Raw genomic sequence first — 14039 nt, 5'->3', positions numbered from 1 at the left:
CCGAAAAGGTAAAACTATGTCGTCCGCCCTGTCCCACCCTCGCCTGGCCGATTGCCGCCGCCTGTTCCTGCGCAATTACGAAGTCCTCATCAACATCGGCGTCTACGACTTCGAAAAAAAGGGCGAGCAGCGCGTCCTCATCAACGTCGACCTGTACATTCCCCTGGCCCTGTCGACGCCCAAGGATGACCAGCTGGAAGAAGTGGTCGACTACGACTTCATGCGCGAAACCATCGCCAAGCGCATGGCGCAAGGCCACGTGCAGTTGCAGGAAAGCCTGGTCGACGACGTGCTCGCTGCCATGCTGGCCCACCCGCGCGTGCGCGCCGCGCGCGTGTCGAGCATGAAACCGGACGTGTATCCCGACTGCGAAGGCGTGGGCGTGGAAGTATTCAAGATCAAGGATGAAGCATGAACAACATGAGCAACACCGCCGTGCTGGAAACGACGACAACGGCCGTGGAATTCCCGGCCAACGTGGAAGCGCAGAAACTGGCGCGCAAGAAGGCGGAAAAGATCGCCCTGGAAAACAACAAGCTGCACAAGCGCCTGTGCCGCCTGGTGGGACAAGCCATCGGCGACTTCAACATGATCGAAGACGGCGACAAGGTGATGGTGTGCCTGTCGGGCGGCAAGGACAGCTATGCCCTGCTGGACATTTTGATGACCTTGCGCGAACGCGCGCCGATTCATTTTGATATCGTCGCCGTCAACCTGGACCAGAAGCAGCCGAATTTCCCGCCGGAAATCCTGCCCGCCTACCTGACGGAACTGGGCGTGGCCTTCCATATCGAAAACCAGGATACCTACAGCATCGTCAAGCGGCTGATTCCGGAAGGCAAGACGACCTGCTCGCTGTGCTCGCGCCTGCGCCGCGGCATCCTGTACCGCGTGGCCGACGAGCTGGGCGCCAACAAGATCGCCCTGGGCCACCACCGCGATGATATTTTAGAAACTTTCTTCCTGAATATGTTCTTCGGCGGCAAACTGAAAGGCATGCCGGCCAAACTGCAATCGGACGACGGCAAGCACATCGTCATCCGCCCGATGGCCTACGTGAAGGAAGAAGACACGCAGCGCTATGCGGAAGTCAAAGGCTTCCCCATCATTCCATGCGACCTGTGCGGTTCGCAGGAAAACCTGCAGCGCAAGCAGATCAAGGGCTTGATGCGCGAATGGGACAAGAAATTCCCCGGCCGCGTGGAAAGCATCTTCTCGGCGCTGTCGAACGTGGCGCCATCGCATTTGATGGACCCGAAACTGTTCGGTTTCAAGGATTTGAAGGCGGATGGCGTGGCCAACCCCATGGGCGACATCGCCTTTGACGAAGAGCCATGCTCGACGCCGACCACGTTTGGCACGATCCCGCTGCAACCGCTGTAATCCGCTGTTGTAAGCCCGCGTTGTTTTCGCCGCCACCGTCCAGGTGGCGGCATCTGCCCTCTTTCCCCCTGCGTCCATTTGAGGTACCGTAGGCAACTCTGCCGGTACGCGATGTGTCACGCGCGCATTCCTGCCCGGCGGTCAGCACGCATTCTTCCGACAACCTCACTGGAATGAACCATGACGCCATCCGCGCTCAAGCGCCCCCTGCTGTTCTCCCTGCTGGCCCTCGGGCTCGCCACCGCCACTGCTGCACCTGCGCCCACCGACCGCCAGGCCGACCGCTGGGATTTGACGGCGCTGTATCAAGACGATGCCGCGTTCGACGCCGACGCGAAACGGCTGTCGGCCCAGCTGCAGCAGCTGGCTGGCTGCAAGGGGCAGTTGAAAGCCTCGCCGGCGCGCCTGAAAAGCTGCCTGGACCTGTATGCCGACGCACGCAAGCGCGTCAACACGCTCACCACCTATGCGGCGCAGTATTACGACCAGGATACGGGCGACAGCAAGGGCAACCAGCTGAACCAGCGCGCCGCCCTGCTGGGCAATGACTTCACCCAGACCAGCACCTTCCTGCAGCCGGAAATCCTCGCCCTGGGCAGCAAGCGCATCGATGCCATGCTGGCGAAAGACAAGGGGCTACAGTTGTATCGCTTTCAGTTGAGCAACATGCTGCGCAGCGCGCCGCACACGCTCGACGCGGCCGGCGAACAGCTGGTGGCGCAGTTCGGCCTGGCAACAGGGTCGGCCGCCAGCGTCTACCGCACCCTGGCCAATGCGGAAATCCCGTGGCCGACCGTCACACTGTCGGACGGCAAGCAAGTACGGCTCGATCAGGCGGCGTACACGAAATACCGGGGCGATGACAACCGCGCCGACCGCAAGCTGGTGTTCGATGCCTTCTTCGGCAAGTGGAAAGAGTACGAACGCACGTTCGGCGAAACCCTGTACGGCCAGCTGAAAACGGATGCCGCGTATGCGAAGGTGCGCCATTACGCCGATTCGCAAAGCGCCGCGCTCGACGCCGACAATTTGCCGCCCGCCGTCTACCAGACCCTGATCGCGCAAACCAATGCCAACCTGCCCACCCTGCACCGCTACTTCAAGCTGCGCGCGCGCATGCTGGGCGTGAAGGACCTGGCGTATTACGACGTGTATGCGCCGCTGCTGAAAAGCGAGCGCAGCTTCCCGCTGGCCGACGGCAAGCGGATGATGCTCGATTCCGTCACGCCGCTGGGCCCCGACTACGTGAAAGCGTTGACCGCCGCCGTGGACGCGCGCTGGATGGATGTGTATCCGCGTCCGCGCAAGGTGGCGGGCGCCTACATGAATGGCGATGCGTACGACGTGCACCCGTTCGTGCTGCTCAACTACACGGACAACTACGAAGCCGTCAGCACCCTGACGCACGAATGGGGCCACGCCATGCACTCGGTGCTGGCCAACAAGGCGCAGCCGTCGATCTATGCGCCATACAGCATCTTTGTCGCGGAAATCGCCTCGACGACGAACGAGGCGCTGCTGCTCGACGCGCGCCTGAAGCAGGCCAGGGATGACGACGAGCGCCTGCTGTACCTGGGCGCGGCGCTGGAAAACCTGCGCGGCACCTTCTTCCGCCAGGCCATGTTCGCCGAATTCGAGGCGGCCATCCACGGCAAGGTGGATAAGGGAGAATCGCTGACGGGCGAAGAGATCACGGCCATCTATGCCGGCATCCTCAAGCGCTACCACGGCGAGGCGCAGGGCGTCATGAGCATCGATCCCGCCTACGCGCTGGAATGGGCGTATGTGCCGCATTTCTATCACGGCTACTATGTGTTCCAGTACGCCACCTCGATCGCGGCGGCGCAGGATTTCGCGCAGCGCATCCTCGACAAGGAACCGGGCGCGCTGGCCGCCTACCTGAAGATGCTCAGTGCGGGCGGCTCGGCCTACCCCTACGATCTGGTGAAGGCGGCCGGCGTCGACCTGGCCTCGCCGAAACCGTACCAGGCGCTGGTATCGCGCATGAATGGCATCATGGACCAGATTGAGGCGATCGAGAGCCGCCGGGGGAAGTAACCCTGAAAGCAAAGGCTGGGGTCAGACCCCCGGTAACGTTAACTCAGCGCTCTGCGTTAACGGTGTTGAGGGTCTGACCCCGGCGTTTCCGCCGCCGCAAACGCCGCCGCATCGCTCTCGAACATGTCTTCCAGCTCCTCGCGCGCCTGGCGCGTGAGCGACATGACTTTTTGCTGGTCCTGGAAGTGCGGCGCCACTTCCAGCAAGGTCTTGAGGTTATGCCGGCCGAAGATGCCGGCCGCGCGCTGCGCCCGCTCCGCGCTGAAGCCCACCTGCTGCAAGGTCTGCTCGCCCAGCAGCAAGGCCGCGGCAAACGTCTCGCGCTCGATCAGGGTCACGCCCCGCTTCATCAATTCATAGTAATGCGTGACGTTGCGCGCGCGCGCCAATATCGTCAGCTCGGGCAGGCGCAGGCGCACGGCGTCGACCAGGGCCAGGCTGTCGTCCACATTGTCGATGGCGATCACCAGCGCCTTCGCCTTCTCAATGCCGGCCGCCACCAGCAGGTCCACGCGCGTGGCGTCGCCATAAAACACCTTGAAGCCGAACTTGCGCAGCAGTTCGATCTGATCCGGGTCGTGATCGAGCACCGTCACGCCGATCTTGTTGGCCGCCAACAGGCGGCCGATGATCTGGCCGAAGCGGCCGAAGCCGGCGATGACGATGGGGTTGTCCTGCGCCTCGATCTGGTCATCGGGACGGCGCTTCTTCTCGCCCTGCAGGCGCGGCGCGACGAACTTGTCGTGCGCCAGCAGCAGCAAGGGCGTGGCCACCATCGACAGGGTCACCACCACGACCAGCAGCGCGGCCGTCTGCGGCGCAAACACATGCGCGGCCTCGGCGGCGGCAAACACGACGAAGGCGAATTCGCCGCCCTGCGACAGCAGCAGCGCAAAGAACAGCTGCTGGCCGCGGGGAATGTCGACAAACTTCGACAGCAGGTACAGCAAGGCGATCTTCACCAGCAGCAGGCCCGCCACCAAGGCCAGGATCAGCAGCGGCTGGGCGCGCAGCACGCCGAAATCGACGGACATGCCCACGGCGATGAAGAACAGGCCCAGCAACAAGCCCTTGAACGGTTCCAGGTCGGAAATGAGCTCATGCCGGTATTCGGAATCGGCCAGCAGCACGCCCGCCATGAAGGTGCCCAGCGCCATCGACAGGCCCACCGATTCCATCAGCACGCAGATGGCGATCACCAGCAGCAGGGCAAACGCCGTGAAGATTTCGCGCAAGTCCGTCCTGGCAATGAAGCGCAGGATGGGGTTGACGAGAAAGCGCCCGCCGATCACCAGGGCGGCCAGCACGGCGGCCAGCTTGGCCACGCGCAGCCAGCCCGGCTCGCCGCTGTGCGTGACCAGGCCGCCGAGCAGCGGCACCAGCGCGATCATGGGAATGGCGGCGATATCCTGGAACAGCAAGATGGAAAAGCCGGCGGAACCGGCCGGCGTGCTCATCAGCTTGCGTTCGCCCAGGGTGGCCAGCACGATGGCCGTCGACGACAGCGACAGCCCCAGCGCACCGACCAGCGCCGTGCGCCAGTCCACGCCGAAGGCCATGGCCACGGCGCACAAGCCCGCGCTGACGACGCCCACCTGCGCCCCGCCCCAGCCGAAGATGGGACGGCGCAGCAGCCACAATCGCCTGGGCTCGAGCTCCAAGCCGATCAGGAACAGCAGCAGCACCACGCCGAACTCGGAAAAGCTGAGGATCACCTCGACATTCTTGATCAGGCCCAGTCCCCACGGTCCGATGACGACGCCGGCCACCAGGTAGCCCAGCACGGCGCCCATGCCCAGGCGCTTGGCCAGCGGGACCATGATGATGGCGGCGACCAGGTAAAACAGTATGTTGATGAGAAAGCTGTGGTGTTCCATGCGGATTCCGGGCGGATGTGTGGATGAAACGACATCATGCCTGAAGTGGCGCGCCAGCGGGGTATCAGGCTTGCGGCGCCTCGATGCGCGCACGTATCTCGTCGACATTCACGAGTTGCAGGTAGCTTTCGATATTTTTCCACACGGCGTGATAGCCGTAACCGCCGTTCTTCAACTCGTCGATGGCCTTCGCGCGCGGCCAGCCCTGGTACAGCATGCGGTACATGGCGGCCATCAGGCCCGTGCGGTCGGCACCGTGCAGGCAATGCAGCAGCACGGGTCCCTGCTGTTCGGCGGCGCGGATGCTGCGCATGGTCTCGATCACATGCTTGTCGCGAATGGCCCAGGTATTGATGGGAATGCGGACGGCGCGGATGCCGCTGCCATCGAGCACCTGCGTGTCGGAGTGGAAGGAGCGCAGGCTGATCACCGTCTTCACGCCCAGCGCCTGCAATTGCGCCACGTCGGCGCTGTCCAGCTTTGCGCTGCGGAACAGGACGGGGGTGACCTGGTGCAGATTCGACACGTGCGGCAGCGGCCTCGCCCACTCGGCGTTGCGCTCGGGCGCCACGGGCGCCTGCGCGCCGGCGGAACCGGCCGCCAGGGTCAAAAACAACAGCAGGACAGACGAAAAGGTCATGACTTCCTCTTGTATGAAAACCACAGCAGCACGCCAGCGAGCAGCAGCGATACCCAGTAGTCGGTCGGCGCCCACCACAGCCAGTGCTTGTGCCAGGCGATGTGGGCCGGATTGAAGTGCGCCACGCCATAGGCGGGATTGAGTACGAACCACAGATAATCCTCGATGATCCAGAACAGCATGATGCAGCCAATGGCGCGGCACTCGAGGCGCAGCGACCATTGCGCCAGGAAGAGCATGGGAAAATGGAAGAACAGGGCAATGAAGGGAAAGACCCAGGCATGGTAGCCGGTCATCGGCCGGCCGCCCCAGAAGATATCGAGCAGCCAATGGCTTTCGATGCGCCAGGTGGGCAGGTTGGCGGCCCAGCCAGCTGGCCCCTCGATCTGGATTTCCACCTGCGCGAAGAATAGTCCCAGCAGGGCCACCCCGACCAGCGTCAGGGCGACCTGCCAGGGTTTTGCCACAGCGCCCGTCACGCCGGCTCCGGAGCCAGCACCTGCGCCAGCACGTCGATGGCGGCACGCGGACGGCCCAGGGCCAGCGCTTTCGCGCGCATCGATTGCAACTGCTCGGGATGATCGAGCAACAGGCGCACGCGGTATTCGAGGGTGACGGCATCGAATGCCTTCAGGGCCACGCCCTGCTCCAGCAGGTAGTCGGCGTTGCGTTCCTCCTGGCCGGGAATCGGCGAATTGACGATCATGGGCAAGCCCAGGGCCAGGCATTCCGAGGTGGTCAACCCGCCCGGCTTGGTGATGACCAGGTCGGCGCACGCCATCAGGCGCTCGACTTCGCTGGTAAAGCCTTGCGCCAGCAGGCGGCCCGGATAGCGACCGGCCAGTGCTTGCAGCGCCGCCAGCGCGGCGGCGTTTTTCCCCGCCAGCACGATCAGCTGGAAGTCGCCCGGCAATGCCAGCAGGCGCGCAGCGATGGTATCGAGGCTGCCCAGTCCCGCCCCGCCGCCCATCAGCAAAATCGTCGTGCGCTGCGGGGCGAGCCCAAACGCCTGCGCGCACTGCACGCGGTCCGGCGCCTGCGCAAAGGCTGGCATGATGGGAATGCCCGTCACGTGGATGCGTTCGGCCGGAATGCCTTCATGGCGCATGCGGAACGCCACTTCGTCGGTGGCGGCGAAATAGCCCTGCATCTGCTCGTGCACCCACATGCGGTGCAAGTCGAAATCGGTGACCTGCACCCACACGGGGCAGGCCAGTTGCCCCTGGCGCAGTGCGCGCGACAGCAGCTCGGCGGGCAGGAAATGCGTGCAGATGATGGCGTCGGGTTCGAAGGCGGCGATCTGCGCCATTAGCGCGCGCGTGTTGAGGCGCTCGACTCCACGGCGCAGGCGCTGCATCGAGCTGTCCCTGGGCGCGCCATTGGTGGCGTGGTAGAGATAGCCCCACAGCGCGGGAGCCTTGTTGACCAGCTTGATGTAAAAATCCGTGTACAGCTTGCGGAATGCGGGCGTCACAAAATCCATCACGTCGAGATGGCTGGCGACGGCGTCCTGCGCCAGGGCGGCATGGGCCTCGATGGCTTGCGCCGCCCGCATGTGGCCGGCGCCGGCCGACACGCTCAGGACAAGAATTTTTTTCGGTGTTTGCTGCGGCATGTGCTGACGCTCCAATTCGACAACCTTGTCGGGAATGCAGGCACAATAGCATTTTCCCAGCCGCGCACATTGCAAATTCACAAGGTAGCGCGGCTTTCCTTATTTCAGTGCTGGCGCAACATCCGTGCGCAGCACCGGATACAGGTTCAGCCGCTCATCCCACGAGGCGTGGCGGCGGGCGAAGAATTCCAGGCGCGCGGCCGGGTTCCGCGCAAACGCGGGGTCGTCGGCCAGTTTCTGGTGGAACTGCGCCGCCAGCGCCGGATCGGCCGCCAGCTGCGCGCGGGCCACGTCTTCGGCCACGTATTCTTCCATGTATTCCTTGCGCTCGAAGGCCGTATTGAAACTGCCCCAGGCCAGCAGGGAATCGGGGGCGCGCGGCTCGAGCAGGGCCACGACCAGGCGCGCCTTGGCCTGGTTGACGGGCACGTACAGCGCGCCCGCGCCAACCACGCGCTCCTCTTTCTGCCACTCGCCCTGCACGGCCGCCGTCTGGCGGCCCTCGAACGACTGCGCGCCGAATTTCACCTGCGTGGCGCGGAAGGTTTCGACGGGCAGCGTGCCCGGCGCGGTGGCCAGCACCTGGTACGACACGCCATGCTGGCGCAGCTTGGCCGCCACCATCTGCGCGTGCGCGGCGGGCACCAGGTAGCCGGCCTTGGGCGCAGCCTGCTGCAGGTCGGGCACGATTTCGTCGCGCAGCGGCACGTTCCAGATCTGCGGCGTGGTTTCGTCGTAGCGCGTCATCAGCGCGCCCGATACCTCGGACGGCGTGCGCGTGTAGGCGTAGCCGCGAAACGCGATCATGCGGCTCTTGTCCGTCGTCTTATACGTGAGCGGCAAGGTGGCGCCGGCCAGCTGCGCGGCGCGCGCATCCGCCTCGAGCGCCGTTTGCCGCCACTGCGCGCCATGCTGCGCCACTTGCGACAGCAGCGAGACGATGGTGTTGCGCGTGATCCGCACGCGGGTCGGATAGTCCTTCCACGAATGAGTTTCCACCAGCATGCCGAAACGGTTACGCAGCTGGAAATAGCCGTGCGAGAAGCGCGGGTTCGGCGCCGAATCGACAAAACCCGATTGCGGATTGTCGTTCTCGGCAAACGAAATATAGAATGGTTTCGGGTCCGAACCCTGCCTGGCCAGGTCGGCCAGGACCTGATCGCGCAAGGCCGTGCCGGCCACGCGCAGGGCCGCGTCGCCCGCATGCACGGGTTCGACCTGGATCGAGATATCGGGTTCGAACTGGGCGCCATCGGTGACGTGCAGGTCGACATAGGCCAGCGGGTCCCAGGCATTCACCAGCGCCAGCATGTGCTGCATCTCGGGCGTATCGGCCTTCATGTATTCGCGGTTCAGATTATAGTTTTGCGCCGTGCTGCGCCAGCCCATTTCCACGGGACCGCGCTGGTTCGGGCGGTTCCACTGGCCGAAGCGTTCGTGGCCGTCGACATTGAAGACGGGGACGAACAGCAACACTTGTTTATCCAGCGCGCCGGGCGCCGCCTTGCCCTCCAATACTTCGCGCAGCGCCAGGAAGCCCGCATCCTTGCCATCAATTTCGCCCGCATGGATGCCGCCCTGTACCAGCAGCACGGGCAGCTTGCGGCGCGCCGCTTCGGCTGGCGTCAGCGCGCCCGTATTGGAGACGGCCAGCGCCAGCATGGGGCGGTTCTCCGGCGTGCGGCCGAATTCCACGCAGCGCACCTGCTTCGGATAGCGTGCCTGGAACTGCCGGCACAGGGCTTCCACTTCCGCGTAACGGCCCGTCTGCTGGAAGGCGGAACGCTCGGCCACCGTCGTCAGGGCGGGAGCGGCGTGCGCGCTGGCGGCAAACACGGTGAACAGGGCGGTGGACAGCAGGGCGTGGCGTAGCATGGGACAAACTCCATCGAGACAGGACAAGCGGACAATTATAGAGGGGCGCTCAGATAAAAAATGCAGCGGAGAATAAAAAAGCCGGAACAGTGTTGGCTGCTCCGGCTTTCCCCTGGCAAGGGCAAATTATGAACCGAAGTGATAGTTAAATTCGATCCAGCCCTGGCGGCCTTGCGGGCTGTAGTTGCCGATCGGGTAGTACGGCCAGCCATTGCTGGTGTCGCGCTTGATCTTGTCGAAGACGTTGTTGACGATCAGCGAAACGGTAGCGCGGTCATTGATGCGGTACACGGTGCTGATGTTGGCCAGCGCCGTCGGCGTCAGGTAGCCCGTGCCGGCGGCATTCGGCACCTTGCCGTAGCGGCTGACCAGCAAGGTGTTCGACCAGTCGCCCGCGCCCCAGTTGACGCTCAGGTTCAGCTTGTCCGGCCAATCCATGTTGGTCAGCGATTTGGTTTCGTCGATCTCTTCATCGCCGGCAAATTGCTGCGACTTCTTGCTCAGCACCCTGGCGTAGTTGGCCTTGAAGGCGAAGCGGCCATAGTCCGTCGTGCGCAGCAAATACTTCACGCTGATATCGACGCCGCTGCTGCTTTGCTTGGCCGCGTTGATCGGGTTGACGGTGATGGTCTTGATCTCGCCCGCCTTGTTCAAGGCATTGGCTGCATAGCGCTCGATGCGGCCCAGGGTATCGACGCAGGTCGGCGAGCCGATATCGGTCTTGCCCAGGCGGCAGTCGGATTCGTCGCGCAGCAGCTTGTCGGCGCTCAGGTTCGTCACCAGGTCGTCGATCTTGATATTCCAGTAGTCGACCGAGACATCGAAATTGGAACTCGGCGACCAGACGGCGCCCACGCCGAACGACTTGCCCTTTTCCGACTGCAGGTCGCGGCTGCCGTTCTGCACATAATCGGCGCCAGGCGATTTATTCGCATATTCGCAGCCTTCGATGGCTTGCCCGGCGGCGTCGCAACGGTAGTAGTCGGTGGTGCTCGAATAATAGCCCTTGCCGCGTGCCTGGTAGATGTAGTTCATGTCCGGTGCGCGGAAGCTGGTGGCGTAGTTGGCGCGGAACAGCAGCTCGGGTGCGGGACGCAATTCCAGACCGCCGTTATAGGTGAACTTGCCTTCCTTGCGGCCGGCAAAGCTGTAGCGGTCATAACGGCCGGCCAGGGTACCGGTCAGCTTCTCATGCAGCGGCAAATTCAGTTCCGCGCCCAGCGCATAGCGCGAACGGGTACCGGCCGTGACGCCCGAACCGGTGGCGACGTTGAAATAGCCCTGGTCGATGCGCGCGTCCGGTTCGTTGCTGAAGCCCTGCTTGCTCGCTTCGGCAATCGTGGCGATCTTTGCCGTGCCGGCAGGCAGCTGGAACAGGTCGCCATTCGTGGCCAGGCTCAGGGTATTCGTCCAGGCCTTGTCCTTGCTGTCGCTGTAGCCGCTGATACTGTCGAATTCGGCCGGCGTCAGGCGCTGCGCCAGGCGCGCCGGATCCGGTGCGTAGATGGCCACGCCATTCGCATCCGTGCCCAGCTTGGGTCCGAGGAAGAAGCTGTCGATGTTCGAACGCAGACGCGGCATATGGCCTTCGCTCTTGTAAACGGACGCGTTGTAGTTCGCTTCATACTGCCAGGCGCTGCCTGGAATACGCCCCTTGGCACCGAGCGAGATGGCCGTGGCCAGGTCGTCCCAGCTGCGGTTGTAGCGCTGCACGCCGCCGATTTCCTCGGGCGAGATGTAGCGCGTCCACTCTTCGTAGGCGCCCGTATTGCGGTTCAGGAAAGAGCCGCCGTTCAGCGAAGCCGAGGTCCACGACGGGCCGCGCGTATTGTTGACGGTCTTGTTCTTGCCAATCAGGAAATCGGCAAACAGGGTCGTGTCGGCATCGAGCTCGTAGTTGGCGCTGCCGAACACGTTCTGGCTGCTGTTCTTGGTCTGCGTGGTCCAGTAGGTGGGACGGGTTTTCGGACTGGCGCAATAGCTGCCGTTTTTTGCCGTGTACTTGCTGACGCTGCCGCCGAACATGTCGCCGAACTGGCTACAGGTGTCGCCCAGGTCGACATAGCGGCCGGAGGTGCCGGAGGCCAGGGTGCGGCGCGAGGCCACCGTGGTCGGTACGCCCGAGCGGCTGTTCATGAAGTCGCGGTCCATGCTCCACAGCGGGTCGCGCTCGCTCAGCTCCACGCTGAACAGGGTGTGCAGCTTGTCGACATTGCCGCCGCCCGTCAGCTGCACGCGCTGGTTGCCGGCGCCGCCGCGCGAAGTGCCGCCCAGCTTGACGTTGATATCGAAGCCTTCCGTCTGTTTTTTCAGGATCACGTTGACCACGCCGGCGATCGCGTCCGAGCCATAGATGGCCGAGGCGCCGCCGTTGAGGATTTCGATGCGGTCGACGATGCTCGACGGGATGTTCGCCAGGTTGGTGAAGTTGACGGCGCCGTCATAGGCGATGGGGAAATCGGCCAGGCGGCGGCCATTCAGCAGGATCAAGGTGTGGTTCGGCCCCAGGCCGCGCAGGCTGATGGTATTGGCCGATGGCGTGAAGGTATTGCCGTAATCCTCGCCTTGCGTAAAGCCGCTGTTCTGCACCTGGTTGGTCAGCGCGTCGAAGACGTTCTTGTAGCCCTGCTTGGTGATTTCATCGCCGGTCAGGATGGTGACGGAGGACGGGCCTTCCAGGCTGGCGCGGGGAATGCGCGAACCGGTGACCACGACGGCTGGCGGGGTGGCCGCCGCCTGCTGATCCGCTGCGGGCGCTTGCGTTTGCGCGTGCGCCTGCCATGCGGTGCCGCCCAGAATGGCCAGTACGCCAAGGCTGAGCGGGGTTAACTTGAACTGTTTCGACATCGTTGCGCTTCTCAAGGTGGGAGAAAAGCGGGAAGATAGCAAAATGCCAGTCATTCCAGAACGAATGGATTCATCTTTCTATATATCAAAATTGTTATATAGAAAGATTCTTGAGCAGGAAAACGCCAGGCGGCATGGCCAAGCCATGGCAGAAGCATGCGCTTTAATGGCGAATGATGGCAATTTCCTTGTAGGCCGGGCGCAGCAGCCGCATGGCCGTGTCGGCCGGACTCTCCATCGAACTCAACAGCCTGATCGCGCCCGTGGCCGGAGCACAGCTGCCGCTGCTGCGGTAGCGCAGCGCCGCCGCCAGCATGCCTTCGGCCGTGTCGCCCAGCGGGTGCTGGTAATCGTCGGCGACGTCGCAGGTCGGCGCCATGCCATCGGCGAAGTCGCCAAAGCCCTTGGCATTGACGCCCTGGAACTGCACGGCGAAGTACGTGGTGCCGCAGTTCGGCTTGGGGTAGAAACCATACGGCTTGCCGCACGTCGTGCCGCCGATCAGGTTGACCTGCACATCCACGCCGCGCAAGCCGTTGATGATGGCTTCGCTGGCCGAGCAGGTATTGCCGGTCGTCAGCAAGGTCACGCGCTTGAGGCCCAGCGAAGGCAAGGACGTGCCCTTGGGGAGGGGATTCGGGCCGCCGAAGCCCTGGCTTTGCGTGTGGAATGGCACGGGCGCTTCCGGCTTGGTCTTGTCATTGGCCAGCACCTGCTCGAAGGTCTTGCCGGTGGTGACTTGCGGGCCGGCAATCATGTAGGCGAGCTCGCTGGCGACATCGAGGTAGCCGCCGCCGTTGTAGCGCACGTCAAGCACCAGGTCGCTGATGCCGGCCGCCTGGAAGCGGCGCATGGTCTCGACCAGCTGGCGCTCGGCCACGTTGTTGTGGGTGTTGAAGGTCAGGTAGCCCACCTTGCCCGTGGGCGTGTCGATGATGCGCTCGTTTTGCACGGCGCTGGTGCTCACTTCCACCGCCTGCAGGTTCGCGGAGACGGGCGCGCCGTTGCGGCTGAACGCCAGCGTGTGCGTGCCTTGCGCTGCAGGGAACAGGCCGGCGTTAATGATCTTCACGCTGGCCGCGTCAGGGGCATTGACGAAATCGGTGCCATCGACGGTTTGCAGCTCATCGCCGCGCCGCAAGCCCGCCAGGTCGGCAGGCGAGCCTGGCTCGACGATCGTGATCACGGCCTTGCGCGGCGGCGTGGTACGCGTCAGCGCCAGCAGCATGCCATAGCCCAGTTCCACGCCATTGAGCGAAGCTTCCCATTCGGCCGTCGTATAGGTGAAATGGAACTGGTCCTTCGGCTTGCCGGACGCCGTCGTGGCCGTTGTTTTCAACACATCGAAATACGCTGTCGGCGTGGCAAAGCTTTGCGGCAGGTAGGTGGTCGGCACTTCGCGGTACCACAGATACGTTTCATCGATCCAGCTACGCACCCACGTCAGTTCATCGAGCAGGGTGCCCGGCTTGTCGATGCTGCTGCCGCGGCGCGGCGCCTCGCAACGGTTCGCCACCGTGGAGGAAGCGACCAACGCCGTCGGGCCCGTCGGCGTCACGGGCGGGACGACGGGCGCGCTGTCGCTGCTGCCGCCTCCGCCACCGCAGGCACTCAACACACATACGAGGGAAACAGCGAGGGAACCAAGTCGCAGGGAATGCATGAGAAACTTTCCATAAAGAAATTATCGAAAAATTATAATGCGTTTTGCCAGCAAGCGTTGTTTTCTTTGACACAAAAAAAT

The 14039-nt window shown here is 63.6% G+C and carries 10 protein-coding genes; 3 read left to right on the top strand and 7 right to left on the bottom strand.

Annotated features, from left to right (window positions below; genetic code table 11):
• Positions 1-16 precede the first annotated feature (16 nt).
• The 3 genes from AC1RJW_RS07975 to pepF all read left to right on the top strand — a co-directional run bounded on the left by AC1RJW_RS07975 (position 17) and on the right by pepF (position 3441).
• Positions 17-415, top strand: a complete 399-nt coding sequence (locus AC1RJW_RS07975) for a dihydroneopterin aldolase (protein ID WP_046682033.1) — start codon at positions 17-19, stop codon at positions 413-415.
• Positions 416-420: 5 nt separating this feature from the next.
• Positions 421-1383 (top strand): tRNA 2-thiocytidine(32) synthetase TtcA, encoded by a 963-nt coding sequence (gene ttcA / locus AC1RJW_RS07970; protein ID WP_492418477.1) that lies wholly within the window; start codon positions 421-423, stop codon positions 1381-1383.
• 180 nt (positions 1384-1563) lie between these two features.
• A complete protein-coding gene (pepF, locus tag AC1RJW_RS07965) occupies positions 1564-3441 on the top strand; it encodes an oligoendopeptidase F (RefSeq protein ID WP_493044500.1) in 1878 nt (625 codons plus the stop codon).
• A gap of 56 nt (positions 3442-3497) precedes the next feature.
• Here the strand turns inward: pepF and kefC are convergent, their stop codons facing one another.
• The 7 genes from kefC to AC1RJW_RS07930 all read right to left on the bottom strand — a co-directional run bounded on the left by kefC (position 3498) and on the right by AC1RJW_RS07930 (position 13958).
• On the bottom strand, positions 3498-5318 hold the full coding sequence (gene kefC / locus AC1RJW_RS07960) for a glutathione-regulated potassium-efflux system protein KefC (RefSeq protein ID WP_493044499.1): 1821 nt from the start codon (positions 5316-5318) through the stop codon (positions 3498-3500).
• Positions 5319-5382: 64 nt separating this feature from the next.
• Positions 5383-5958: a dual specificity protein phosphatase family protein gene (locus AC1RJW_RS07955; protein ID WP_493044498.1), complete on the bottom strand. Its 576-nt coding sequence runs from the start codon at positions 5956-5958 to the stop codon at positions 5383-5385.
• Positions 5955-6437, bottom strand: a complete 483-nt coding sequence (locus AC1RJW_RS07950) for a hypothetical protein (RefSeq protein ID WP_493044497.1) — start codon at positions 6435-6437, stop codon at positions 5955-5957. Before AC1RJW_RS07950 ends, AC1RJW_RS07955 begins: the two co-directional genes overlap by 4 nt.
• Positions 6434-7573, bottom strand: a complete 1140-nt coding sequence (locus AC1RJW_RS07945) for an MGDG synthase family glycosyltransferase (RefSeq protein ID WP_493044496.1) — start codon at positions 7571-7573, stop codon at positions 6434-6436. The genes AC1RJW_RS07950 and AC1RJW_RS07945 overlap by 4 nt, the downstream gene beginning before the upstream one ends.
• 99 nt (positions 7574-7672) lie before the next feature.
• On the bottom strand, positions 7673-9448 hold the full coding sequence (locus tag AC1RJW_RS07940) for a M14 family metallopeptidase (RefSeq protein ID WP_493044495.1): 1776 nt from the start codon (positions 9446-9448) through the stop codon (positions 7673-7675).
• 126 nt (positions 9449-9574) lie between these two features.
• Positions 9575-12295, bottom strand: a complete 2721-nt coding sequence (locus AC1RJW_RS07935; protein ID WP_493044494.1) for a TonB-dependent receptor plug domain-containing protein — start codon at positions 12293-12295, stop codon at positions 9575-9577.
• Positions 12296-12458: 163 nt separating this feature from the next.
• Entirely contained in the window at positions 12459-13958 is a 1500-nt protein-coding gene (locus tag AC1RJW_RS07930) for a S41 family peptidase (RefSeq protein ID WP_493044493.1), read from the bottom strand.
• Positions 13959-14039 lie beyond the last annotated feature (81 nt).

It is taken from the genome of Janthinobacterium sp. GW822-FHT07A03 (assembly GCF_058798815.1).
This window is presented reverse-complemented; position numbering and strand designations above follow the sequence as displayed.